The following is a 24,739-nucleotide window of genomic DNA, read 5'->3' as shown; positions in this document are numbered from 1 at the left end:
CGCCCTCCGCAGAGAAGGAATCACCATGACGTCCGACCACGGCTCTCCTGCCGGCCCGCAGTCCGTTCCCACCAATTCCGAGGAAGCCCTGGAAGCCGTGCGGAGCAGGTTCGGTCAGCCGCGTTCCTTTGACGGAAACCCGGCCCCCTTGCACGTGCAGGAATTCGACCTGGGCTATCTCGTCTACGCCATCTACGCCAAGCCGGTGGATCCGAACGGCCGGCCGCTGCCCACGCCGCCGGGCGGCAGCAGCTTCGTCGTGGCCAAGGGCACGGGCGTGATCTCGACGCTGCCCAACTACCCGCCGGAACAGGCCATCGCGCTCTACCGGAAGCAGCAGCACGACACGGAGAAGTAGTCCACCAGTCCGGACACCGCCGAAGAAATGCCCCAATTATTCACTTGCGCTACATTTCCGCCATGACTGATCAGTCCACACGCTTCCCCGACCTCTCCTCCCGACCGCACCAGCTTTCCGTCGAGCGCCTCATGAGCGGGACGCCCACCGCGCTGTACCGCGCCTGGACGGAGCAGTTCGACCGCTGGTTCGCGGCCCCCGGGTCGGTGCTGATGCAGGGCCGGGTGAACACGGCGTTCTTCTTCGAGACGGAGCACGAGGGGGTCCGCCACCCGCACTACGGCCGTTTCCTGCGGCTCGATCCGGATCGGCTGGTCCAGCTGACGTGGGTCACCGGCGCGGGTGGCACCCAGGGCGCGGAGACCGTGGTCACGGTCGAATGTGCCGCCGAGGGGGCCGGGGCGCGGCTGCGGCTCACCCATGCCGGGTTCGCCGATGAGGCGGCGCGCGATCGACACCGGGACGCCTGGCCGCACGTCCTGGAGCAGCTCGACCGGCAGATCGCCACTTCGAACTGACGCCCCGTCAGCACCATCGCCGGCGCACCGGCCCTCTCGCGCCCACCACCGGGACACCCACCACCGGGACACCCGGCACCGGCGCCCCCGACCCCCGGCCGTTCGGTGGGCACGTGTAGGCCGGCGGAGTTCCGTATCGCCTCCGCGACAAGAGCCTGACGGCGCGTCAAGACTCCGGGTGGCGAAAAGGGAACGCAAGGTGTTTCGTCCCGCGAACGAAGGGCAGACGCCGCTTACCGGACCATGATCCAATGGGAGGGCAGCCATGACGACGGCAGTCAGCACGCACACGGGAACGCGGCACGGCCAGGGCCGGGACCACCGGACCGTGAGCTCCGGAGCCGGCGGACTGCCGTACATCGCGGACGCCTCCAAGGTCGCGCCCAAGAGCGCCAAGGCCCTGTCCCGGCCGTTCTTCGAGCGGCTCGCGGAGTTGGAGGAAGGCACCCACGCGTACCAGTACGTGCGCAATACGCTCGTCGAGATGAACCTCTCCTTGGTCAGGTACGTCGCGGCCCGGTTCCGCAACCGCGGCGGCGACCCGAGCGAGATGGAAGACATCATCCAGGTCGGCACCATCGGGCTGATCAAGGCCATCGACCGTTTCGAGCTCTCCCGCGAGGTCGAGTTCACGACGTTCGCGGTGCCCTACATCATGGGCGAGATCAAGCGGTTCTTCCGGGACGCCACCTGGGCGGTCCACGTGCCGCGACGACTGCAGGAGCTCCGGATCGAGCTCGCCCAGGCGAAGGAGCGCCTGTTCGCCCGCCTGGACCGGGACCCCACCGTCGCCGAACTCTCCGAGCACCTCGGGATCGGCGAGGACGAGGTGATCGACGGGCTGATCGCCGGCAACGGCTACACCGCCGGGTCGCTGGACCAGCCCACCGACCCGGGGGAGGACGAATCGGCCCGCAGCCTCGCCGACGCCCTGGGCGACGAGGACCCGCGGCTGCAACTCGCCGAGGACCTGCACGCCCTGACTCCCCTGGTGCGGAAGCTGGACCAGCGGGACCGCCGGATCCTCACCCTGCGGTTCGTCCACGAGAAGACCCAGTCCGAGATCGGGGAGGAGCTCGGCGTGTCGCAGATGCACGTCTCCCGGCTGCTCGCCCGGATCCTCGGCCGACTGCGTACGGGGCTGGTCGGCCAGTCCTGACGTCGACGGCCCGTCAGGCACGGCCCCGGGCGCGCTTGAACCGGGCCAGCCCGTCGGCGAGTTGGACCAGCGGCTCGGGGTAGTCGTAGCCGGCGCGTTCGTCGGCCGGCAGCCGCCACGGCTGGTGGACGGCGGGCGCGGCGAGCCCGGCGAGTTCGGGCACCCAGCGGCGGACGTAGGCCCCGTCGGGGTCGTAGCGCTTGGCCTGGAGGACCGGGTTGAGAACGCGATTGGGGCGGGTGTCGGTGCCGGTGCCGGCCACCCACTGCCAGTTGAGCTGGTTGTTGGCGAGGTCGCCGTCCACCAGTAGGTCCAGGAAGTGCCGGGCGCCCACCCGCCAGTCCACGTACAGCGTCTTGGTGAGGAAGCAGGCGGTGAGCAGGCGGCCGCGGTTGTGCATCCAGCCCTCGTGGCGCAGTTGGCGCATGGCCGCGTCGATCACGGGATATCCGGTGCGGCCGGCCTTCCAGGCGGCGATCTCGTCCGCCGCCGATTCCTCGGTGCGCCAGTGGTCCTGGCGGGTGCGGTAGTCGGCGGCGGCCGCGTCGGGCCGGGCGGCGAGGACCTGGTGGTGGAAGTCCCGCCAGGCGAGCTGGCGGACAAAGGCGTCGGCGCCGGGGCCGCCGAGCCGGCGGGCCCGGTGGACCAGCTCGACGGGTGAGAGGGTGCCGAAGTGCAGATGCGGGGAGAGTCGCGAGGTGGCATCGCCGGCCAGGTCGTCGTGGCGGTCCGCGTAGGCCGCCGCATCGCTGCGCAGCCAGGCCGTCAGGCGGGTCCGGCCCACCGCCTCGCCGCCCGCCGCCAGTCCTTCCGAGACCCCGGACCGGTCCTTGGTCGACGGGAGGGCCGCCGAGCCGAGGCACCCGGGTACCGGGACCTCGCGCGGGGCGGCCAACGGGGCGCGCAGCTGCTGCCGGGACCAGTGCCGGAAGTAGGGGGTGAAGACCGCGAAGTGGTCGGAGGACGCCGGGACGACCGCGCCGGGCGGGACCGCGGTGATCACCGCGTCGTGCACACACAGCCGGCGCCCCTCGGCCTCCAGCGCACGGCGCAGCCGTTCCTCCCGGCGGGTGGCGTAACCGCTGACCCCGGCCGCCAGGTGCACCTCGGTGGCGTCCGCCTCGGTGGCCACCCGGCAGACCTGCTCGACGGTGTCACCGGCCCGGACCACCAGCCGGCCGCCGCGCTCGCGCAGGCCGGCATCGAGTTGGGTGAGGCAGTCGGCGAGGAACGCCCGGCGGTTGGGGGCGCTGAAGCCGGTCGCGGCGAGGGCGTCGTCGTGGACGAACAGCGGGACGACGGCGTCGGCGGAGCGGAGGGCCGCGCGCAGCGGCGGATGGTCGTGCAGCCGCAGGTCGGAGGTGTAGAGGACGACGGCGACGGTCACGGCGCAACTCCCTTGCCGCTGTGGCGTGTTGGGCCGGTGGTCGTGGCGGCTGCCCGGGCGATGTTGCGCGCCATCCCGCCGAAGACCACCGCGTGGAACGGTGACACGCTCCACCAGTACGCGTGGCCGAGCAGCCCGTGCGGGTGGAACACGGCGCGCTGCCGGTAGTGCGCCCGTCCGCCGTCCGTGGCCCGGCAGGACATCTCCAGCCAGGCAAGGCCCGGCAGCCGCATCTCGGCGCGCAGCCGCAGCAGCCGCCCCGGTTCGATCTCCTCCACCCGCCAGAAGTCCAGCGAGTCGCCGACCCGGAGCCGGCTGGCGTCGCGCCGGCCGCGGCGCAGTCCGACCCCGCCGACCAGCCGGTCCAGCCAGCCGCGGACGGCCCAGGCCAGCGGGAAGGAGTACCAGCCGTGCACTCCGCCGACACCCTCGATGACGCGCCAGAGCACGTCGGGCGGGGCATCCACGTCGCGTTCCCGACAGTCGGTGTAGAGGCTGCCGCCGGCCCAGTCCGGGTCGGTGGGAAGGGGGTCGCTGGGGGCGCCGGGCACCGAGGCGGACGACCACCGGGTGGTGACCTGGGCGTCGCGGATGCGCTGGAGTGCCAGGGACACGGCGGTGTCGAAGTCGAACGGGTGGCCCGGCGGGTCGGGCACGTAGCGGGTGATGTCGTGCTCCTGGCGGACGACTTCGTGGCGCAGCGACTCGGTGAGCGGGCGCGCGATCGTCGAGGGCACCGGTGTGACCAGGCCGACCCAGTGGCTGGAGAGTCCCGGGGTGAGCACCGGCACGGGCAGGATGAGCCGGCGCGGCAGTCCGGCGATCTTCGCGTAGCGGCGCATCATCGCGCGGTAGGTGAGGACGTCGGGGCCGCCGAGGTCGAAGGTGCGGTTGACGTCCGCCGGCAGCCGGGCGCAGCCGACGAGGATCCGCAGCACGTCGCGGACGGCGATCGGCTGGGTCCGGGTGCGGACCCAGCTCGGTGTGATCATGACCGGGAGCCGTTCGGTGAGGTAGCGCAGCATCTCGAAGGAGGCCGACCCGGAGCCGATGATGACGGCGGCGCGCAGCACCGCGGTCGGCACGCCCGAGGCCAGCAGCACCCGGCCCACCTCGGCGCGCGATCTCAGGTGAGGGGATAGCTCGTCCTCGGGGACGTCCGCGGGGGTGAGCCCGCCGAGGTAGACGATGCGCCGGACGCCTGCGGCGCGGGCCTGTTCGCCGAAGATCCGGGCGGCCCGGCGGTCGGTCTCCTCGAAGTCCTTGCCGGTGCCCAGGGCGTGCACCAGGTAGTAGGCGACGTCGACCCCGTGCAGCGCCGCGCCCACCGAGGCGACGTCGGTGACGTCGCCGCGTACCACCTCGACGTCACCCGCCCAGGGATGGTCGCGCAGCTTCTCCGGGGAGCGTGCCAGGCAGCGGACGGTGTGCCCGGCGGCCAGGAGTTCGGGCACCAGTCGGCCACCGATGTACCCGGTGGCGCCGGTGACCAGACAGGCCCGCCGGCGGCGTTCCTCCAGGGGTGTCGCCGGGGGTGTCTCCGGGGGTGTCTCCGGGGCGTTCATGCTGTCGCCACCGCCTCTCGCCTCGTTGCCGTGCGGCCTCCCCGGACATCCCATCGGCTCCGGGAGCCCGTGCGGACGCGCCACGCCGCCGGGCCGGCAGGGCCTGGGCAACGGCGGCGGGCGCGGCTCGGCCCGGTGCGGGTCAGGTGCGCCGCCGGTGCCGAACCGGTGGCCTTCGACTGGCCACCAGGCGGTGTTCGAAGAGGAGATGCGCGCGCGGCACGCACGGGTGCTGCCGCCGGACTTCGCGGCGTTCCTGGCGGACCTGGACCGTCGGATCGCCGACGGCGCCGAGGACCGGGTCACGGATGCCGTGGCCCGCGTCACGGGTCGCCCACTCCGCTGCTTCGCCGCCTACGCCGCCACCAACGCGCGCGCCCTCACGGCACCGTGACCAGAGATGACGACCCGTCACTAATGACGGGGAGGGGCATCGCTACGGCAAAAACGGCGGGGCGTCAATTCTGCTAGCCCGCCTTCTACCGGGCCTGGACCGGCAGTTGGCAGTCATGCTCCGCACAGCCGCGCGTCCCCCCGCCCGCCCGCGTCACCCCCGCGTCACCCGGACCTCCGCGACTTCCATCAGGCCGTCGAGTTCGACCCGGCCGACGGTCTGGGCGGGGCGCACCGTGAGGCCGTCCCGGCGCACCAGATCGAGGAGGCGCTCGGCGAGCGGCAGCACCATGTGGCGGCCCCAGCAGCGCTCGTTGGCGTGGCCGAACGGCAGGTAGCCGGGGTGATCGTCCGGGTCCAGGTCCGCCCACCGCTCGGGCCGGAAGGCGTCGGGGTCCTCCCACAGCGCGGGGTCGCGGTGGCTCAGGAGGGGCAGCAGCAGGACGTCGTCGGCCGGGCCGATCCGGGCGTCCACCGCGGTGAATTCGGGTGAGGCCGACCGGAGGATGTTCCAGGACGGTGGCAGCAGTCGGAGCGCCTCGGCGAGGAGGTGCCGGTTCGGGACGGTGTCGTCGAACGGTGTGCCCAGCCAGACCGCGTTGGTGACGAGTGCGGCCACGGTGAAGCAGATGGGTGCCGCCACCCGCCGGTAGAGGTACATCGCGTATCGGCGGTCCGGAAAGCCGGTGGAGTCGAGGACGAGGGTGGCGAGTTTCGAGAGGGGTTCGACGCGGTCGGGGCGGCGCAGGAGGGCGGCGCCCGATGTGACGGCGGACCAGGTCAGTTTCGGGGTGAGTTCCAGTCTGCGGTCGACCAGGATCCGGAAGCGCCGGAGTTCCCGTCCGAAAACGAGGTCCCGGAGGTAGGCGTGCGGCACCTGCGGCCACGGACCGGTCAGGTCGACCGACGTCTCCAAGGGGCGCTGGAGCGCCTTCCGCACGTCCGCCGCCACGGCCTGCATGTAGGCGGCGGCGTCGGCCCGGTTGACGTGCCGGCCGAGGACGGGTTTGAAGGTCGGGCGCTCCTCGGCGTTGGCCGGCCGGCTGCGGAGCAGGGCATCCATCAGGTCGGCGCCCGCGACGCCGATCGTGGTGGGCTCCAGCCGGAACAGGTCCTGGCCGGTGTGGCGGCTGAGCAGCGCATCGATCCTGGGCGCGAAGCGCACCCGCCGGCCGCCGCGGCTGACGGTCGGTCGCTGGGGCATCAAGAACCTCCGGGAACGCGGGCCGGTGGCGGGCCGTCACGCCCGGCCCACCACCGTCCTCTACGGGCATGGGCCGATCAGATCCAGCCGTACCACGCATACGCCTTGAGGCTCTTGTCGCTGCGCATCCGCTTCACGAGACGAACGAACTTCATCCGTACCTCCATAGCGGGGAAGGGTCTGTTCCCCAGTGGCAGGCCGTCGAATGGGTCTTCGACCGCCGCAGAAGTGAATGTCGGGGCCTCGGTGGCGTCAAGTGACCCGTATCACGTCAAAGAACGACCACCCCGGGTTTCACGGGCGTTCGCGGTGCGGGGTGGCGAAAAGCGCCCCCCGCAGCGGGCGATTGATCCCGATGTAGCGGATATACATGCCAAATGCCGTATAGAACGGTGGTGTTGGCCCTTGTCATGAAGCATCGAAGATTTTACGGAACGGGGACCTGAGCACCCACGGTGTGCCGAACAGGTCACTCCCGCGGGCCGGCCGCCGCCCCGTACCGGCCGGCCAGGACAGCCACCGCCTCGGCGACCGCCCGGCGCAGTGCGGGCGGCCCGAGGACCTCCGCCTCCGCACCCAGTCTGAGCAGGTCGCCGACGGCCACGGCCGGCCCCTCGACCGGCATCTCCACCACCGTCCAGCCGTCCGCGTCCGGCGCTCCGGCATCCTCCAGGGCCCGCCGGCCCACCGCGCCGTAGAGCATCGGCAGCAGCCGGCGCGCCTGTGGGGAGATCCGCAGGCGTGCAGTGTCCTGGTGCAGCGCCGCCTCCAGGCGGCGGGACGACTCCGCCCAGTAGGCGGCCAGATCGAAACCGGCCGGTCGCACGAACGCCTCGTCCGTGCGGTCCACGGCCAGGAACCGGGCGATCCGGTACGTCCGCACCGCCTCGTCGACGAGCGCCACCAGGTACCAGATGCCGCCCTTGAGGACGATGCCCAGCGGGCGCAGCACCCGGTGGACCTCGCCGCGCCAACGCCGGTAGTGGGCGCGCAGCACCCGCTGTTCCCACACCGCCCGCGCGATCGGCGCCAGGTGGGCGACCGGGTCGGCGTCCCGGAACCACGCCGGGGCGTCCAGGTGGAAGCGGTCCTGGATCCGTCGGGTGCGCTCGGCGAGTTCGGCCGGGAGTGCCGCCTGGACCTTCAACTGGGCGGTCGCCAGCACCGCGCCCAGTCCCAGGTCGCGGGCCGGGCCGGGGGCTCCGGCGAGGAAGAGCGCACCGGCCTCGGCGTCGGTGAGCCCGGTCAGTCGGGTGCGGTAGCCGTCCATCAGGCGGTAGCCGCCGTCGGGCCCGCGGTCGGTGCGGACCGGGACGCCGGACGCACTGAGCGCCTCGATGTCCCGGTAGACCGTGCGGACCGATACCTCCAGTTCCGCGGCGAGTGCGGTGGCGGTCATCCGTCCGCGGTTCTGGAGCAGCAGGAGCAGGGCGAGGAGCCGGTCGGCGCGCATGGTCCGATTGTCCCGCGTACCTGACAGAAGGTGTCAGGTACGACGGTCAGGCTGGTCGCACACCGCACACGTACCAGCCGTGCGGCAGACCGAAAGGACAGCCATGCCCGCGCAGACCACCGGCCGCATCACCTACGCCAACTGGGAGGAGCGCCCGGTCGGTTCGGAGGACACGAGCCCGCGGCTCGCCCACGCCTCCGTCACCAACTCCTTCTCCGGCGGTATCGAGGCCGCCCACACGATCTGCGAGTACAGCATCGTCTACACCTCGGACAAGACCGGGACGTTCACCGGCATGGAGCTGCTGACCGGCCGCCTGGACGGGCGGGCGGGCACCTTCGTCGTCGAGGAGCGCGGCACGTTCGACGCCGACGGCACGGTGCGCTGCGCCTTCGCGGTCGTGCCCGGATCGGCCACCGGGGACCTGGTCGGGCTGACCGGGTCGGGCAGCTACGCCTGCCGGGCCGGCGAGCCGTCCTTCCCCTACGCCTTCGACTACCAGGTGGGCTGAGCGGTGCCGGACGGGCGGGCCGGCGGGGTGCCGGCCCGCCCGGTGTCGGCGGCGGCCGAGGAGTGTCGAAGAGCGGCGGGAGGATCGTGCCACTGCCCTTGACGAACCGTGCCGGCTCGCGGGCGGCGAAGTGGGTAGCCGGGCGGCACGAGTCGACTGACCGTCAGGGGTACGCCACCACGGTCGACGGGACGGTCGTGCTGCCCGAGGTCGGTGCGCCGGTGTCGTTGATGACGCGTTCGAACTGGCCCTTGCCGCCGAGCGAGACGACCAGCAGGTCGTGGAACTTCACCCCCGGGGCGTTGGGCGCGGCAAAGCCGTGGTGTTGGACGATGCCGGGATCGACGTTGTAGTAGCAGTAACTGCCGAGGCCCCATGCCTCGTGGGTGGTGACCGAGTCGGCGACCTTGTAGGCGGCATAGCCCTGTACGTCGCCGTCCTGGACGGCGGCCTGGTTAGGGGCGTCGTACGCCTTCTCGTTCTGGAGGAAGACGGTGCGGCCCCGCTGCCCGTACCACTGCACGTCGTACTTGTTGAAGTGCTCCACGAACAGACCGGTGGCCAGCACGTCGTCGCCGTTGACGCGGATGCCGTAGTCGGCGCGGTTGGTCTCCCAGCCGACGCCGTCGCCGTGGTCGGCGCGCCAGACCCAGGTGTGGTCGATGAGCGTGTGCCGGCTGTTGACCACGATGCCGGTGGTGGCCTTGCCGGGGCCGGCGCCGCCGATGCGGAGGAACACGTCCTGGACGGTGATCGGGTTGGCGGAGTGGTCCGCCGAGGCACCGGCCGGGCCGATTTCGAGGAGGGTGTCGGAGTTGGCCGGTCCGGCGTCGATGAGGAAGCCGGCCAGCCGGATGCCGTCGACGTCGGCGGTCTTCAGGGCGCTGACACCGTTGTCAGGGATCAGTGTGGCGTAACCGAGGCCCAGGACGACGGTGTTGGCCGCGGTGACCTGGATCGGCTGGTCGAGGTGGTAGATGCCGGGGGTGAGCAGCAGGTGGAGTCCCTGGGCGAGGGCCTGGTTGAGGGTGGCCGCGGCGTCCCCGGGCTTGGCGACGTAGAACTGTGACAGGGGCAGTGAGGTGCCGCGCGGGGTGCCGTTTCCCCAGGTGACGCCGCGGGCGTTGGTGCGCAGCTCGGGCAGGAAGACCCGGTAGGCGCTGCCGTCGACGTGGAGGAAGGGCTTTTCGCGGGAGGCGGGGGTGGTGTCCAGCACGGTGTAGGGCGGGTTCGGGAAGGTCTGGGCGGGGGCGCCCTCGACACCTGAGAAGACCATGTTCCACACCCCGTTGGACCAACCGCCGACCGTGCTGTCGCGGGTGTACCACTGCTGTTGGGAACGCGGTTCCACCGTCCCGTCGATGCGACTGTCGGCGAGGTAGCCGCCGCTGGCCCAACCGTCGCCGGCGGGCGCCAGGTTGAGGCCGCCGCGGACGTGCATCCGGCGGAACGGGGCGGCCTGGGCGACGGCCCAGCGGTTGGTGCCGCTGACGGGGACGAGGGCGAGGTTCTCGGCGGAGCGCCAGAAGTTCTGGGTGGCGTTGCCGTTGAACCAGCCGGCGTCCACGGTGACGTCGCCGTTGATGGTGGTGTCGTCGGGGGACAGTCCCAGGCCGGCTATGGAGGTGTAGAAACCGAGTTGGGCGTTGAGGCCGTGGTACGTGCCCGGGTTGAACAGCAGGGCGTACCGCCCGCTGTCGAACTGGGCCTTCTCCTGCTTCGCGAACACCTCGTCCAACGTCGCCTGGATGCCGGGGGTGGACGGGTCGAAGACCAGGACGTTGGGGCCCAGGTCGCCGCCGCCGGGCAGGGCGCCCGGCGTGCTGCGTGGTGCGGCGGCGGCCGTCCCCGCGAGGCCGAGCAGGGTGGGGGCCGCGGCGGCAGCGGCGGCGGCTCCGAGGACGGACCGGCGGCGGACGGCGGGCCGTTCGGGGGTGGGGGATTCCTTGGAGGCAGGGGTCATGGGCGACTCTCCTGATTCAGGAAGTGAAGATGTGGGGGGTGGGGAGCGCGCTCCCGCCGTCGCATGCTTCAGCTTCGTGAAGGGTGCGTCAAGAGCCATGACCGGAGTTCCGCGTAGCGACACCAATGCACGGTCAAGGTACGTGCCCATAAGGGAAGTTGGTGCCGTTACGCGGCGCTGGACGCGATCAGCGGCGCACTCCTGTCGCGTTCAAGAAGTGTCCGATGCGTCCGATGCGGTGGTTCAGTTCACCGTCTGGTCCCCGTCCGGGAGGTCCCAGACGGTGACCTTGCCGCGCGGCTGGCCGAGCCCGTCGGCCACCGCCCGGGCCAGGCCGTCGGGGTCGGGCCGGGAGGGCACCGGGACCTGCGCGCCGTCCGGGTAGCTCTCGATCGCCTTGGTGAAGTAGCCGGGGTGCCAGGCACCGACCGCGCCCCGCACCTCCACGGCGCGTACCGCCCGGGTACCGACCCGCTGTTTGACCGCGGCGAGGATCCGGTCCGACCGGTACTCCCCCGGCACCTGGAACAGGCTGGCGTGCGCGCCGATCAGCCCGCCGTCCGCCAGGCGGACGGTGACCGTCAGACAGCTGGTCACCGCGGGGTAGATGAGCGTGCCACCGGGCCCGACCTCGCCGACCTGGCCCTCGGTGACCCTGATCGCGGCGGCCGGGGACGCGGCAGGGGCGCTCGCCGCCGCCGGACCCGCCTGGGCCAGCACCGCTCCGGCCGCCCCTGCCTGAAGGGCCAGCGTGACGGCGAGCGCCGCTATCGCACGGTTCCGTGTACGCGTCATCGTTGGGCCGCCGGTCACTCGAACCGCGACGGGTCGCCGGCGCCGCGCCGCACGATCTCGGCGTCGCCCCCCGAGAAGTCGATGACCGTGGTGGGCTCGGTGCCGCAGTCGCCGGAGTCGACCACCGCGTCGACCACGTGGTCGAGGCGTTCCTTGATCTCCCAGCCCTGGGTCAGCGGCTCTTCCTCGTCGGGCAGCAGCAGGGTGCTGGAGAGCAGCGGTTCGCCCAGCTCGGCGAGGAGCGCCTGAGTGACGGTGTGGTCCGGGATCCGGACGCCGACGGTCTTCTTCTTCGGGTGGAGCAGCTGGCGCGGGACCTCCTTCGTCGCGGGGAGGATGAAGGTGTAGCGGCCGGGGGTGGCCGCCTTGATCGCGCGGAACACGTCGTTGTCGATCTGTACGAACTGGCCCAGCTGCGCGAAGTTCTGGCACATCAGGGTGAAGTGGTGACGGTCGTCGAGGTTGCGGATCGACCGGATGCGGTCGATGCCGTCACGGCTGCCCAGCTGGCATCCCAGGGCGAAGCAGGAGTCGGTGGGGTAGGCGATGAGCGCACCGGAACGGACGGCGTCGGCGACCGTGGTGACGGTGCGGCGCTGGGGGTTTTCCGGGTGGACGTCGAAGTACTTGGCCATTTTCGCGAGTCTAGGTGATCGTCGCGCCGGTGGACGTTCCCGGCACGGGCGGCACCGACCGGGTTTGCGGGTGCTTCAGCAGGCGCGGCGGACGTAGCCGTGCTCGCCGGGCCGGCTGACATTGCGGTCGCGCAGAGTGAAGGAGAGCCGGTCGCCCCAGGTGTGGCAGGCGGTGTCGAAGTCTGGACGCCGGTACTCGATGTCGAAGACCCGGTCGTCGTAGGTCTCGGCGTAGTCCGAGCACTCCTGGTAGCGGGCGCACTCCTCGGTGACAGCGAAGTCGAAGCCGGTGCGGCGGCGTTCGGGGAGGAGGTCGCTGGTGTTCTTCTGCGCGGCGGCCAGTCCCCGGTCGTGGGCGCGGCGGGTCAGGAGGGCGGCGAAGGCCCGGGCGTCGTCCTTGGTGAGCAGGTCGTGGGAGCGTTCGTAGGAGTCGAGGTTGTCCGGTTCGACGGCGTCGAAGCCGGCCTTGGCGCAGCCGTCGATCCACGGTCCCACCACGCCCATCAGGGCGGTGCGCTTGGCGGGCGTGGAGATGTCGAGCAGCGGCTCGTCCCAGTCCTCGTCGATGGCCGGCTCGCCGTCCCGGTCGCGCAGGAGGAGGGCGGGGTGGTGCCGCTGCCACCACTGGCGGGCGTCGGCGCCGGGCTGTGCCTGGAAGGCGTTGACGTAGCAGATGGTGTAGCGGCCGGGGGCGGGCGGTGCGGTGCGGTCGCGGGAGACCACGGTGACGTCGTCGGCCGGGGGGTACGGGCCGCCGATCTGGTAGTCGAAGACGGCGTTGGCGGCCGGCAGTCGGAGGCCGTGGCGGGTGGTCTGCGCCGCGGTCGGGTGGTCGGGTCCGGGCGCCGGCCCGGCCGTGGAGCAGCCGGCGAGCGGCAGTGCGACGAGCGCGAGGGCACCGGCGGCACGGCGGAGCGGCACGGGCATGCGAGACATAGAGGACACAGTAGCCACGGCGCGTCACCGTAACGGCCCGACCGGCGACCGCCCCAAAGGTCCGCGGCCGGGCAGGTCAACACCACGTCGCGAAACGGAGATTGACTGAGCGTCAGCACTGGCGAACGCGTGACGCACCTCACATGGTCCAAAATGGATGATTGGCCCTTCGGTCGGCTCCCCCGGCGGTTAGCTGAGCGCGTCAGTCGTTCGACCACTTGAGCACCACACGGGGAGTGATCGCATGTTCCGCGTTCTGCGCGCGCTCGGCGCCGCCGCCCTCTTGGCGAGTCTGTCCCTCTCTGCGGCCCCGGCCGCGAGCGCGAGCACCGCCACGCGCACGGCCGTCGGCGGGGGCAGCGGCATCATCTTCCGGATGCAGCCGACGCCGGAGGAGCACAAGAGCTACTACGTCTGCACGCTCACCGCGGTCGGGCGCGACCAGGCCGGCAATCTGGTGGGCCTGACCAATGCCCACTGCTTCATCGACGAACAGGGCAACAAGCTGGTGGGCGAGCAGGTCTACCTGGACTCCTCACCCGTCGGGACGGCAGCCGCGCCCGCCCCGCTGGAGAACAGCACCCCGGACCTCAACACCGGGTCCATCGGCACGGTGACGTACGTCAGCACGCCCAACAACCTGCTCAACACCGGACCCAAGGGCCTGGACTACGCGGTGATCCGCCTGGACGAGAGCCGGGTGGCGCCCACCACCACCGTCGGCGGGGTGACCATCACCTCGATCGGGGCGCCGCCGGCCAACGGAACCCGGATGTGCAAGCAGGGCCACCGGACTGGCCTGACCTGCGGCATCAAGCTCGGCACCCACAACATGTGGTTCACCCACCTGATATGGACCAACGGCGGTGACTCCGGCTCCCCGGTCGTCAACGGCCAGACACTGGTCGGCAACGCCTGGGGTGCCCAGCACAGTTCGCCGATCCTGAGCATCATCGACGAGATGAACGCGCACGGCGGGGTGGGGGCCGGTTTCCACCTGGCGACCTGAGCCGCACCGCGCGTCCGTGCCGCCCGGGGCCCGCCCCGGGGGGGCACTTCGCGCAGTGGTCCAGTCCAAAGTGTTGACGTGCCCACGATGAGGGTTCACGCTGTGGGGCGATTGGTCTGGACCACCCCCTCGTCGGCTCGTGGAGGTCAAGTGCCACCTCGTCACGTCAGAACTCTCGCCGCCGCCCTCGCGACGGCCGCACTCGCGCTCGGCGCCGCCGGCACGGCGCTCGCCACCGGCCACCGCACCGCCCCGCAGCCCTCCGTCGCAGCGGCCGCCCCGGCCCCCACGTCCCTGGGCAGCAACTGGTACGCGGCGGCGCCCTACTTCATGCCGCTCGACAACGACCCGCCGGACGCCGGCACGGTGATGGACGCCACCGGACTCAAGGCGTTCCAACTCGCCTTCATCCTCGCGCCCAACGGCGGCGGCTGCTCGCCGACCTGGGACGGCCTCCACCCGGTGGCATCGGACACCGCGGTGACCGGGGTGATCTCCGCGATCCGCGCCAAGGGCGGCGACGTCTCCGCGTCCATCGGCGGCTACAACGGCACCAAGCTCGGCCAGGCATGCGGCACGCCCGAGGCGACCGCCGCCGCCTACCAACAAGTCATCGACAAGTACGGCCTCAAGGCACTCGACTTCGACCTGGAGGAGCCGGAGTACGAGAACACCGCGGCCATCCACAACGAGATCGGCGCCGCCAAGATCCTCCAGCAGAAGAACCCCGGCCTCTACCTCTCCGTCACCACCGCCGGGACCGCCGACGGCACCGGCTGGTTCGGCAAGCAGATGCTGAACGAAGCCAAGTCCCAGTCCTTCGTCCCGGACAACTTCTCCATCATGCCGTTCGACGGCGGCTTCAACGGCGCCGCCGCCCAGACCTCCGCACTGACCAACCTCAACGCCGTACTGCGGTCCACCTTCGGCTGGGACGAGGCCACCGCCTACGCCCACGAAGGCATCTCGCAGATGAACGGGCGCAGCGACACCGGCGAGTTCTTCACCCAGGCGGACTTCCAGACCGTGCTGGACTTCGCCACCTCCCACCACATGGCGCGCTTCACCAACTGGTCCGTGAACCGGGACCGGCAGTGCACCCCGCCGGACAACAACGGCCGGACCTCCGGCACCTGTAGCAGCGTCCCGCAGGGTGCCTGGGACTTCACCAAGTTCTCGGTGAAGTTCGCCGGGGCCACCCCGCCCACCACACCCCCGACCACCCCGCCGCCCACCACACCCCCGGGCGGCAGCTGCGCCGCCAGCCCCTACAACGCGGGGACGGTCTACGTGGGCGGCGACACCGTCTCCGCCAACGGCCACACCTGGAAGGCCCGGTGGTGGACCCAGGGCGAGGCCCCGTCCACCGGCGGCTCGGGGGTCTGGCAGGACCTGGGCGCCTGCTGACCCCACACGGGGGGAGCGGTCCACCGGGCCGCTCCTCCCCTCCGCCCTTCCTGCCGCGACCCCGCGCGCCCGGTGCGCCGAAGATCACACATCCCGGCAGCCTGCCGGGGCAGACTCGGCGGTATGAGCGCCACTCCCCCAGGCCCCCACCCGCCCCGGACCATCGACGAGACCGACCTGCTGCGCGCCCTGTCGATGGCCGCGGCCGTCGACGCACTCCGCGCCGCACTGCGCGACGGGCCGGACCCCGAAGCCGATCCGCCGCGCACCATCGTGCCCGTCGAGCACGGCCAGCTGCTGCTGATGCCCGCGCACCGCAGCCGGTACGCGGGCGTCAAGGTCGCCACCGTCGCCCCCGACAACCCGGCCGTCGGACTCCCCCGCGTCCAAGGCCAGTACCTGCTCTTCGACGCCCCGACCCTCGCCCCGCTCGCACTGCTCGACGGCATCGCGCTCACCACCGTGCGCACCGCCGCGGTGTCCGCCCTCGCCGCCGACCTGCTCGCCGTCCCCGAGGCCGGCCGCCTGGTGGTGTTCGGCACCGGCCCACAGGCCCGCGGCCACCTGGACGCGCTGCGCGCGGTGCGTCCGCTCACCCACGTCACCGTGGTGGGACGCACCCCCGCGAACGTCGAGCGGTTCATCGCCGCGGCCCGCCGGGACACCGGGCTCACCGTGGAGGCCGGCGAGCCGTCCGCCGTCGCCGGCGCCGACCTGGTCGCCTGCTGCACCACCGCCCGCACCCCGCTCTTCGACGGCGCCCTGCTCCCGCCGCACGCCACGGTGACCGCGGTCGGCTCCCACGAGCGCGGCAGCCGCGAGGTGGACGGCACCACCGTCCTGCGCAGCACGGTGGTGGTCGAGTCCCGGTCCGCCGCGGCCCGGGAAGCCGGCGACCTCATCCCGGAGCTGGAGAGCGGCCGGCTCGACCGGGAGGCACTGGTGACGCTCGCCGGCCTGGCCACCGGAGCCGCCGCCGTGGACCCGGACCGTCCCCGGCTCTTCAAGAGTGTCGGCATGGCGTGGGAGGACCTCGCGGTCGCGGGCGCCGCGTACGAAGCCACCTGACGGCACACTCACCGGCCGTTCCGACGGTCCTCGTGCAATGCTGGGGGCGCCCGGCCGAGGCGCGTGACCTCGGTCGATGCCAAAGATGGGGGCGTACGGCAGCGTGAAGGCAGCAATACGACGGACCGTTACCGGCACCTGGAACCGCTTCGCGGCATCCGACCCGGGACTGCTCCGGCTGATGGCCGGACTCCGCACGGTGGGGGCGATCGTGCTGGCCCTCGTCGTACTGGCCCTGCTCGGCACCGGCGTCACGCTCCTGGTCGCGGGTGCCATGGCCGCGATGGTCGCCACCTTCGCCATCCGGGAGAAAGAGGTGCGCGGCCAGGCCGTCACCCTCGCCCTGGGCCTGCCGGTGGCCCTGGCCGCGGTGGCACTGGGAGCGCTGCTGCACAGCCGGATCATCGCCGGTGACCTGTTCTTCATCGCCCTGATCTTCGGCGCCGCCTACGCCCGCCGGTTCGGCGACCGCGGGACGGCACTGGGGCTGATCGGCTTTCAGGTCTACTTCGTCTCGCTGTTCGTGCACGCCACCGTGGCAACGCTGCCGGAGCTGTTCCTGACGCTGACCGTCGCGTTCGTGTGCAGCGCGGTGGTCCGGTTCGCGGTCTTCCCTGACACCCCCGAACGCACCCTGAGCCGACTGCGGGAGGCGTTCCGGGCCCGCCTGGCCCAACTGGTGGCCACCCACCGGGAGCTGGTGGACACCGGGCCCGAGGAGTTGGACAGCGTCCTCGACGACCTTCGGCGGCACACCGCCCGGCTGCACGAGACGGCGCTGATGATCCAGGGCCGCCTGGAGGAGGGCACCCGCGACTCCGCCACCGCCGCACTGCTCCAGCGCCGGATCGCGGACGCCGAGATCGCCGCCGAACGCCTGGGGATGACGCTGCTCAACGCGCGCAGCGCGGAGCGCACCGACACCCTCACCCTGCACCTGCCGCACGCCCCGGTACCGGCCACCGCGAACCGCATGCAGTCCGAGGGCGACGCCGTGGCCACGCTCCGCCGGGACCTCGACGCACTGGGCCTGCTGGTGGCCCGCCGGGCACCCGGGGACCGCGGCACCGCCCTGGCCCACGTACGGAACCGGCTGCTCGGCTACCGCGACGAGGAGGACCTGCCGCGCGGCTCAATGGCCGTCCAGGACGCCTTCCGCGCGCTCGGTGAGGCCGCCCGCGCGGTGCTGGGTCTGCGACTGGCGCTGGACGGGCCGCAGGACGAGTCCGACGACACCTCCGCCACCACCCGCTCGCGGGAGGAGTTCGACGCCGAGGACCTGGCGATAGTCGGTGTGGAGGAGGACGAGGAGGACGAGCGCACCGGCCTCCAGCGGCCCACCACCCGGGCCGCGTTCCAGGTCGCGGCGGGCTCCGCGCTGGCCATCGTCGGCGGGGAGTTCCTGTCCACCCAGCGTTGGTACTGGGCGGTGCTGACCTGCTGGGTGGTGTTCCTCAACACCGGCTCCACGGGCGAGGTCCTGGTCAAGGGCTACCGCCGGCTGTTGGGCACGGTGCTCGGTGTGGTCGCCGGTGTGGCGCTGGCCGGGTTGGTGGGCAACCACACCTGGACGGCGTTCGCCCTGGTGCTGCTCTGCGTCTTCGGGATGTTCTTCACCGCGCCGCTGTCGTACGCGCTGATGTCCTTCTTCGTCACCGCGATGCTCGGCCTGCTCTACACCCTCCTCAACACCTACAGCGTCGCGACGCTGGTGCTGCGCATCGAGGAGACCGCGCTGGGCGCGGCGTGCGGGATCATCGCCGCGGTGCTCGTCCTGCCGGTGCACACCGACCGGCGGACCGACGAGCACCTGGGTGCCGTCCTGGACCGGTTGCAGGAGGCGGTGTCGGCGGCGGTGGCGCAGCTCTCCGGCGGGCCGGCGGCGGACCTGCTGACCCTGGCGCGCGATCTGGACACCGCGCTGAACGACCTGCGCGACTCCACCCAGCCGTTGATGCACCCGATCACCCCGCTGCGGGTGCGCCGGCAGACCGCGCGGTATCTGGTGGCGCTCCTGGAGACCTGCGCCTATCACGCCCGGTCGCTGGCGGCGACGGCCGAAGTCCTGCCGTCCAGCCGCTCGGTGGCGGCCGACCCCCGGCTCGAACGCGTCGGCCGGCGCATCGCGCGCAACATCGATCTGATCGCCGCCCGGGTGAAGGAGGAGCCGGCCGACGGCGAGGTGGAGGCGGGCGCCAGCATCGCCTCACTGCTGGACGCGGACGGCTCCCCGGTGCCGCCGTCGCACACGGTCACCTTCCGTGTGCTGCGGCACCTCCAGCGTCTCGACGAGGGTGTGGTGGGCATCGCCCGTGCCCTGGACGTGCCGGTGACCGGGCGGGCCGGGCGGAAGAACATCTGACGCGGGTCGCGGGCGCCGGGCGGGGCGGACCGGCCGGCGCCCGCCCCGCCTCCGTCACCTCCCGGTAAAACCTTTCCCTCGTTCCCGTAGGGCGCCCAGCCCTCCCGCCGTGCCGCCCGATCTGCTCCCCCCTTACGAACCCGCAGGTCAGACCTGCTGTGCGGAAGATCGTCGACATCTCCCGTGCCCCGCGGCGCGTCCTTGCACGCCCCGTCTCCTGTTACGCCCCGGTTGACGCGACGGGCTCCCGAGGAACACCCTCGTTACATAGGTGCTCGATACAACTGACTCTGGTGGAGCGAGTCGGGCCACCGATCTTCGGCGTTGCCCGCCCTCCCTGATCCCCGGCCTGCCGCGGCGCCTCCCGCGACCCGCGGCACCGGCGGCCCCAGGGTTCGGAGCAGGAGGACATGGCATGTGTGGCATCACCGGCTGGATTTCCTTCGACCGCGATCTGCGTTCCGAGCAGGAGACCGTGGACGCGATGACCGAGACGATGTCCTGCCGCGGACCCGATGACCGCGGCACCTGGGTGCGGGGGCCCGCCGCACTCGGCCACCGCCGCCTCGCGATCATCGACCTGCCCGGTGGACGGCAGCCGATGACCGCCGAGCGCCCCGACGGCAGCCAGGTCGTCATCGTCTACTCCGGCGAGACCTACAACTTCGGCGAACTGCGCGGCGAACTGGCCGGCAAGGGCCACCGCTTCACCACCGACTCCGACACCGAGGTGGTGCTGCGCGGCTACCTGGAGTGGGGCGAAGCCGTCGCCGAACGCCTCAACGGGATGTTCGCGTTCGCCGTCTGGGACGAGCAGCGCCGACGGCTGGTGATGATCCGCGACCGGATGGGCATCAAGCCCTTCTACTACTACCCCACCGCCGACGGCGTGCTGTTCGGCTCCGAGCCCAAGGCGATCCTCGCCAACCCGCTCGCCGAGCGGCGGGTCGGCCTGGACGGCCTGCGCGAACTGTTCGCCTTCGTCAAGACGCCCGGGCACGCCGTATGGGACGGCATGCACGAGGTCGAACCGGGCACCGTGGTCACCCTCGACGCCGACGGACTGCGCCGGCACGTCTACTGGTCGCTGCGGACCCGGGCGCACCAGGACGACCGCGAGACCTCGATCGGGCACGTCCGGACCCTGCTCGACGACATCGTCCGCCGCCAGTTGGTCTCCGACGTACCGCGCTGCACCCTGCTGTCCGGCGGGCTGGACTCCTCCGCGATGACCGCGCTGGCGGCCCGTCAGCTGGCCGAGGTGGGCGAGACGGTGCGGAGCTTCGCCGTCGACTTCGTCGGCCAGACCGAGAACTTCATCGCCGACGACCTGCGCGCCACCCCCGACACGCCCTTCGTGCACGACGTGGCCCGGCTCGCCGGCACCGAGCACCAGGACATCGTGCTGGACTCCGCCGCCCTGGCCGACCTCGACGTCCGCGCCAAGATGCTGCGGGCCCGCGACCTCCCGATGGGCTTTGGCGACATGGACGCCTCCCTCTACCTGCTGTTCAAGGCGATCCGGGAGCACTCGACGGTGGCGCTGTCCGGCGAGTCGGCCGACGAGGTCTTCGGCGGGTACAAGCAGTTCTTCGACGAGGACGCCCGCACCGCCAACACCTTCCCCTGGCTCGTCCGCTTCAGCCAACACTTCGGCGACGACGGGAACATCCTCACCTCCGACGTCACCAGCGCCCTCGACCTCGGGACCTACATCCAGGACGGCTACGACCGCGCCGTCAAGGACGTCGAACGGCTCGACGGGGAGAGCGACTTCGAGTTCCGGATGCGGAAGATCTGCTACCTGCACCTGACGCGCTTCGTCCGGATCCTCCTGGACCGCAAGGACCGGGCGAGCATGGCCGTCGGACTGGAGGTGCGGGTCCCGTTCTGCGACCACCGCCTCGTCGAGTACGTCTACAACGCCCCGTGGTCCCTGAAGTCCTTCGACGGACGGGAGAAGAGCCTGCTGCGCGAGGCCACCGCCGACGCGCTGCCCCGGTCGGTGTACGACCGGGTGAAGAGCCCCTACCCCTCCACCCAGGACCCGCAGTACGCGGTCGCGCTCCAGCAGCACGCCAAGGACCTGCTGGCGCGCCCCTCGCACCAGGTCTTCGACCTCGTCGACCGCGACTGGCTCAAGCGCGCGGCGGACCACGAGACGCCGCAGATCACCCAGGCGTCGCGGCGCGGCCTCGAACGGACCCTGGACCTGGCCCTGTGGTTGGAGATGTACTCCCCCACCATTACGCTCTCCTGATCCACGGCGGGCCCTGAGCAGGGGATCCACCGCGGACGAGGTCCGGCACGGCAGGCGATGGGTGGGCGATGACGATCGGTGACGACGCGGCACTCCAGCTGGTGATCTCGCTGCACCGGCTCACCCGGAGCCTGCGCAGGTCCGCCACGACGGGCAGCATCCAGCTGACCCACATCTCCGTACTGGCGCTGCTGACCCAGCGCGGGCCGTCCCGGATCGGGGAGATCGCGCAGTGGGTGCCCTGCTCCCAACCGACCGCCACCGCCGCGGTCCTCGCCCTGGAGTCGGCGGGCCTGGTGCGCCGGGAGGCCGACCCGAAGGACCGGCGCGCCAGCCGGGTCCTGCTCACCGAACAGGGCACCGCGACGCTGACGGACGTCGCCCGCGGTGAGGCACAGGTGCTCGCCCGGCGCCTCACCGCGCTCCAGCCGGACGAGATCCGCCGGCTGGTCGAAGTGGAACCACTGCTGCGCCGACTCGCGGAGGCCGGGGACCGACCGGTCAGCGGATCGTGAACGACCTGCGGAGCGCGGCCCGGTCCTCCCAGGGGTCGGCCGCCGGGCCCTCGGCCAGATCCTCCTGCCAATCGGGGGAGGCCGACGGGTCGTCACCGGCCTATTTACGCCCACCCGCTCACCCATCACGATGACCGTGTTAGCCCACCTGGCCCCCAACTACGAGCTGACGGAGCCTCAGATCGGCGATGCTTCCAACTCCTCATGGAGGTCGTCGTGGAGGTGCTCAGGTAATGGCTGGAGACCGACAGCAGATCACCGACTCGCTCGCGGGAAGCCCGCGGCGGCGCGTGCTGGCCGTGGCGGCCCTCGCCCCGCTGCTGGCCGCGGCGCCCACCCCGGCTCGCGCCCGTCCCGCCGCCCTACCGACCGAGCCGGTCGCACGGGCCGCACAGAAGCTGATCAAGCCGGTACACACCACCAGTTCCGACTGGAAGGCCGTGGCCAAAATCCTGGGCGGGCCCGGCGACATGAAGCACCGGGTCATGTACCACACCGGGTTCCCCCGTCGGGACCTACGGGTGTTCTCCCATCACGTCCACGTCCAACCGTCCCTCGCCCTGGGCTCGCACGTCTCCTTCGTCCGTTACTCCGACCACAGCAACCTGCTGATGGGCGACGTGGTGGTGACCGAAGACGAACTACAGGACTTCATCGACACCCTCCAGGAACACCGCATCGGCGTGACCGCGCTGCACAAGCACCTGCTGTCGCAGAAGCCCGACATCTGGTGGCTCCACGTGCACGGGCACGGCCACGACCCGGTGGCCCTGGCGCGCGGCATCCACGCCGCCTTCAAGGGCACCAGCACCCCGCACCCCAAGAAGTCCGACCAGACCAAGCCGCACGATCTGGACACCGACGGGATCGACCGCGCCATGGGCACCAAGGGTTCCGCCGACGACGGGATCTACAAGTGCATCTTCGTCCGCCGGGAGCAGATCACCGACGGGGACATGGTGCTGCCCCCCGGCCTGGGATCGACCAGTGCCTTCAACTTCCAGCCGCTGGGCGACGGCCGGGCTGCGCTCAGCGCGGACTGCTGCATGGTCGCCGACGAGGTCCAACGCGTTCTGCGGCTGCTCCGGAAGGCCGGCGCCAAGCTCATCGAACTCCACAACCACGGCCTGCGGGACAAACCCCGCCTGTTCTTCGTCCACTTCTGGGCGGTCGGCGACGCCGTCCGGCTCGCCCGTGCCCTGCGGCCCGTAGTGGACGCGACCAACGTCACCCCGACGGGCTGACCCGGCAGCGCACCGCCGGGAGGAGGCGGACCTAGGCGGAGGGACGTACGCGGACGGTCTCGGACGGAGGGCCACAGGCGGATGTCCGCACGGCACCGGGCCGGCACAGTGGTCCTCGTGCTGTCCGTGTCCGTCCGACGAAGGGACCACGCCGGTGACCGTGCTGCTGCTCGACGACGACGATGTCCGCGCCCACCTGGACGCCCCGACCGCGGTCCGGGCCGTGCGCGCGGCGCTGCTGGCCGCACACCACGGCGAGCTGGAGGCGCCGCCCCGGGTCCGGGCCGGGCTCGGGGACGGCGACCTGGTGATCACCGCGGGCCATCTGCGGTCCCGGCGGCTGTTCGGCTTCCGCTCCTACGACACCCTCGTCGGCGCGGAGCAACTGGTCGCCGTCTGGAGCACGGCGGACGGCCGACTCCAGGCCGTGGTGCACGGAGCCGAGCTGGGACCGCGGCGGACGGGGGCGATCGGCGCGGTGGCGGTGGACGCGGCGGTCCGGCCCGGACCGGTCCGCACCGGGCTGGTGGGGGCCGGGCCGCAGGCGTGGGCGCAGCTGTGGGCCCTGTGCGCGGTGCGGGAGGTGACGGAGGTGGTCGTGGTGGCCCGGCACCATGAGCGGGCCGCGGCCTTCGCCCGCCGGGCCGCCGGTGGACTCGGTGTGGCGGCCCGTGCGGTGACCGCGGTCGAGGACGCGGTCCGCGACCGGGACGTGGTGATCGTGGCCACCGGCAGTGCGACGCCGGTCCTGGACGCCGACTGGCTGGCCCCCGGTACCCACCTCACGACCCTCGGCCCCAAGTCCGCCGCCCGGCACGAGGTGCCCGCCCCGCTGGCCGACCGGGCCCGGACCGTGCTCACCGACTCCCTCTCCCAGTCGGCCGGTTCCCCCGAACCACCCCTCTTCCCCACCGACCGGCTGGTCTCCCTCGGCGCCGTACTCGCCGGAGCCGCCCCGGCCCGCACCGGCCCCGACGACCTCACGGTCTTCAGCTCCGTCGGCCTGGCGGGCACCGAGGTCGCGGTCGCCGCGGCACTGTGCGAGGCCGTGCCGCGCTGAGGCGGCCGCCGCGGCCACCACGGCGCGGCCCGACGCGGTCGTCGCCAGTGTGCTGGATCCCGTCGGGCAAAAAGGCGGGCGGAGCGGTGGCCGATCGCAGTACGGTCCGGCCATGGACGACGAGGACGGTTACTTCGGGAAGAGCGTCGCGGCGACCTATGACGAGTCGTCAGCGGAAATGTTCGCGGCGGATGTCACGGATCCGGCCGTCGAGGTCCTGGCCCGGCTCGCCGGCCCCGGGCGGGCCCTGGAACTGGGCATCGGGACCGGGCGGATCGCACTGCCGTTGGCGGGCCGCGGCGTCCCGGTCCACGGCATCGACATGTCGCGGGCGATGGTCGCCCGGATGCGGGCCAAGCCGGGAGGCGACGGCATCGGCGTGACGATCGGCGATTTCGCGACCACGAAGGTGGACGGGACGTTCTCCGTCGCCTATCTGGTCTTCAACACGATCATGAATCTGACGTCCCAAGAGGCACAGGTCGCCTGTTTCCGCAATGTCGCGGCGCATCTGGAACCGGGTGGTTGTTTCGTCATCGAGGTGATGGTCCCCGAGTTGCGGAAGCTCCCGCCGGGGCAGCACGCCGTGCCGTTCCACGTCAGCCCGACGCGGTGGGCGTTCGATGTCTACGACGTCGCCACCCAGGCGATGAGTTCGAACTACGTCAACGTGGTTGACGGGCAGGGCACTTACCAATCGATCCCCTTCCGGTACGTCTGGCCGGCGGAACTCGATCTGATGGCGCAGCTCGCCGGGCTGCGGTTGCGGGAGCGGTGGGAAGGGTGGGCGGGCGAACCGTTCACGAACGAGAGCCACCGGCAGGTGTCCGTCTGGGAGAAGCCCGTGGGCGAGGGCGGGTAAGGGCGGACGAGGATCGCCGGCCGCCTTCCGGTCCGCGGGTGAGGTGGCCGGTAAATGCGGTGTCGCGGGGAAATC

Annotated in this window: 23 protein-coding genes; 14 read left to right on the top strand and 9 right to left on the bottom strand. The window is 71.9% G+C overall.

Going from position 1 to position 24,739, the window contains the following annotated elements; translation table 11 throughout:
* Positions 1-25 precede the first annotated feature (25 nt).
* From ACO0M4_RS14550 to ACO0M4_RS14540, 3 genes are all read left to right on the top strand, one after another.
* Positions 26-358, top strand: coding sequence for a hypothetical protein (locus tag ACO0M4_RS14550; RefSeq protein WP_430370506.1), 333 nt, complete (start codon positions 26-28; stop codon positions 356-358).
* Between the two features lie 62 nt (positions 359-420).
* Positions 421-876, top strand: a complete 456-nt coding sequence (locus ACO0M4_RS14545; protein WP_430370505.1) for an SRPBCC family protein — start codon at positions 421-423, stop codon at positions 874-876.
* Positions 877-1,141: 265 nt separating this feature from the next.
* Entirely contained in the window at positions 1,142-2,035 is an 894-nt protein-coding gene (locus ACO0M4_RS14540; RefSeq protein WP_430370503.1) for an RNA polymerase sigma factor SigF, read from the top strand.
* Positions 2,036-2,048: 13 nt separating this feature from the next.
* On the opposite strand, the gene ACO0M4_RS14535 is transcribed toward ACO0M4_RS14540, so the two are convergent.
* Positions 2,049-3,422: a cryptochrome/photolyase family protein gene (locus ACO0M4_RS14535; protein WP_430370501.1), complete on the bottom strand. Its 1,374-nt coding sequence runs from the start codon at positions 3,420-3,422 to the stop codon at positions 2,049-2,051.
* Entirely contained in the window at positions 3,419-4,987 is a 1,569-nt protein-coding gene (locus ACO0M4_RS14530) for an SDR family oxidoreductase (RefSeq protein WP_430370500.1), read from the bottom strand. Before ACO0M4_RS14530 ends, ACO0M4_RS14535 begins: the two co-directional genes overlap by 4 nt.
* 208 nt (positions 4,988-5,195) lie before the next feature.
* Here ACO0M4_RS14530 and ACO0M4_RS14525 point away from each other — a divergent pair, with 208 nt between their 5' ends.
* On the top strand, positions 5,196-5,381 hold the full coding sequence (locus tag ACO0M4_RS14525) for a hypothetical protein (RefSeq protein WP_430370498.1): 186 nt from the start codon (positions 5,196-5,198) through the stop codon (positions 5,379-5,381).
* A 153-nt stretch (positions 5,382-5,534) separates the two neighbouring features.
* Here the strand turns inward: ACO0M4_RS14525 and ACO0M4_RS14520 are convergent, their stop codons facing one another.
* The 3 genes from ACO0M4_RS14520 to ACO0M4_RS14510 all read right to left on the bottom strand — a co-directional run bounded on the left by ACO0M4_RS14520 (position 5,535) and on the right by ACO0M4_RS14510 (position 8,037).
* On the bottom strand, positions 5,535-6,584 hold the full coding sequence (locus ACO0M4_RS14520) for a cytochrome P450 (RefSeq protein WP_430370496.1): 1,050 nt from the start codon (positions 6,582-6,584) through the stop codon (positions 5,535-5,537).
* Between the two features lie 77 nt (positions 6,585-6,661).
* Complete coding sequence (locus tag ACO0M4_RS14515) at positions 6,662-6,751, bottom strand: tryptorubin family RiPP precursor (RefSeq protein ID WP_020930389.1); 90 nt, start codon at positions 6,749-6,751, stop codon at positions 6,662-6,664.
* 302 nt (positions 6,752-7,053) lie between these two features.
* On the bottom strand, positions 7,054-8,037 hold the full coding sequence (locus ACO0M4_RS14510; RefSeq protein WP_430370494.1) for a helix-turn-helix transcriptional regulator: 984 nt from the start codon (positions 8,035-8,037) through the stop codon (positions 7,054-7,056).
* Positions 8,038-8,140: 103 nt separating this feature from the next.
* Between ACO0M4_RS14510 and ACO0M4_RS14505 the strand changes: the two genes are divergently transcribed.
* Entirely contained in the window at positions 8,141-8,548 is a 408-nt protein-coding gene (locus tag ACO0M4_RS14505) for a DUF3224 domain-containing protein (protein WP_430370492.1), read from the top strand.
* A 163-nt stretch (positions 8,549-8,711) separates the two neighbouring features.
* Here the strand turns inward: ACO0M4_RS14505 and ACO0M4_RS14500 are convergent, their stop codons facing one another.
* From ACO0M4_RS14500 to ACO0M4_RS14485, 4 genes are all read right to left on the bottom strand, one after another.
* Entirely contained in the window at positions 8,712-10,511 is a 1,800-nt protein-coding gene (locus tag ACO0M4_RS14500) for a coagulation factor 5/8 type domain-containing protein (RefSeq protein ID WP_430370490.1), read from the bottom strand.
* A gap of 243 nt (positions 10,512-10,754) precedes the next feature.
* Positions 10,755-11,306, bottom strand: coding sequence for a hypothetical protein (locus tag ACO0M4_RS14495; RefSeq protein ID WP_430370489.1), 552 nt, complete (start codon positions 11,304-11,306; stop codon positions 10,755-10,757).
* Positions 11,307-11,320: 14 nt separating this feature from the next.
* Positions 11,321-11,941: an L-threonylcarbamoyladenylate synthase gene (locus tag ACO0M4_RS14490; RefSeq protein WP_430370488.1), complete on the bottom strand. Its 621-nt coding sequence runs from the start codon at positions 11,939-11,941 to the stop codon at positions 11,321-11,323.
* Positions 11,942-12,016: 75 nt separating this feature from the next.
* Entirely contained in the window at positions 12,017-12,868 is an 852-nt protein-coding gene (locus ACO0M4_RS14485) for an endo alpha-1,4 polygalactosaminidase (RefSeq protein WP_430371384.1), read from the bottom strand.
* A gap of 253 nt (positions 12,869-13,121) precedes the next feature.
* Between ACO0M4_RS14485 and ACO0M4_RS14480 the strand changes: the two genes are divergently transcribed.
* The 9 genes from ACO0M4_RS14480 (at position 13,122) to ACO0M4_RS14440 (ending at position 24,664) form a co-directional block, all read left to right on the top strand.
* Positions 13,122-13,886: a trypsin-like peptidase domain-containing protein gene (locus ACO0M4_RS14480; protein WP_430370486.1), complete on the top strand. Its 765-nt coding sequence runs from the start codon at positions 13,122-13,124 to the stop codon at positions 13,884-13,886.
* Positions 13,887-14,036: 150 nt separating this feature from the next.
* On the top strand, positions 14,037-15,293 hold the full coding sequence (locus tag ACO0M4_RS14475; RefSeq protein WP_430370484.1) for a chitinase: 1,257 nt from the start codon (positions 14,037-14,039) through the stop codon (positions 15,291-15,293).
* 123 nt (positions 15,294-15,416) lie between these two features.
* The gene (locus ACO0M4_RS14470) at positions 15,417-16,361 is read left to right on the top strand and encodes an ornithine cyclodeaminase family protein (RefSeq protein ID WP_430370483.1); all 945 of its coding nucleotides are present in this window, start codon (positions 15,417-15,419) and stop codon (positions 16,359-16,361) included.
* Positions 16,362-16,446: 85 nt separating this feature from the next.
* Entirely contained in the window at positions 16,447-18,723 is a 2,277-nt protein-coding gene (locus ACO0M4_RS14465) for an FUSC family protein (protein WP_430371382.1), read from the top strand.
* A 415-nt stretch (positions 18,724-19,138) separates the two neighbouring features.
* A complete protein-coding gene (asnB, locus tag ACO0M4_RS14460; RefSeq protein WP_430370481.1) occupies positions 19,139-20,983 on the top strand; it encodes an asparagine synthase (glutamine-hydrolyzing) in 1,845 nt (614 codons plus the stop codon).
* A gap of 68 nt (positions 20,984-21,051) precedes the next feature.
* A complete protein-coding gene (locus ACO0M4_RS14455; protein WP_430370479.1) occupies positions 21,052-21,498 on the top strand; it encodes a MarR family winged helix-turn-helix transcriptional regulator in 447 nt (148 codons plus the stop codon).
* Between the two features lie 233 nt (positions 21,499-21,731).
* Complete coding sequence (locus tag ACO0M4_RS14450; protein WP_430370478.1) at positions 21,732-22,742, top strand: DUF1259 domain-containing protein; 1,011 nt, start codon at positions 21,732-21,734, stop codon at positions 22,740-22,742.
* A 154-nt stretch (positions 22,743-22,896) separates the two neighbouring features.
* Positions 22,897-23,802: an ornithine cyclodeaminase family protein gene (locus ACO0M4_RS14445; RefSeq protein WP_430370476.1), complete on the top strand. Its 906-nt coding sequence runs from the start codon at positions 22,897-22,899 to the stop codon at positions 23,800-23,802.
* Between the two features lie 112 nt (positions 23,803-23,914).
* On the top strand, positions 23,915-24,664 hold the full coding sequence (locus tag ACO0M4_RS14440) for a class I SAM-dependent DNA methyltransferase (protein ID WP_430370475.1): 750 nt from the start codon (positions 23,915-23,917) through the stop codon (positions 24,662-24,664).
* Positions 24,665-24,739: the final 75 nt, after the last annotated feature.

The sequence above is a fragment of the Streptomyces sp. RGM 3693 genome (assembly GCF_050471125.1).
GTDB lineage: Bacteria > Actinomycetota > Actinomycetes > Streptomycetales > Streptomycetaceae > Streptomyces.
Note: the sequence above shows the minus strand (reverse complement) of the source record. Positions and strands in the feature narration are given on the sequence as shown.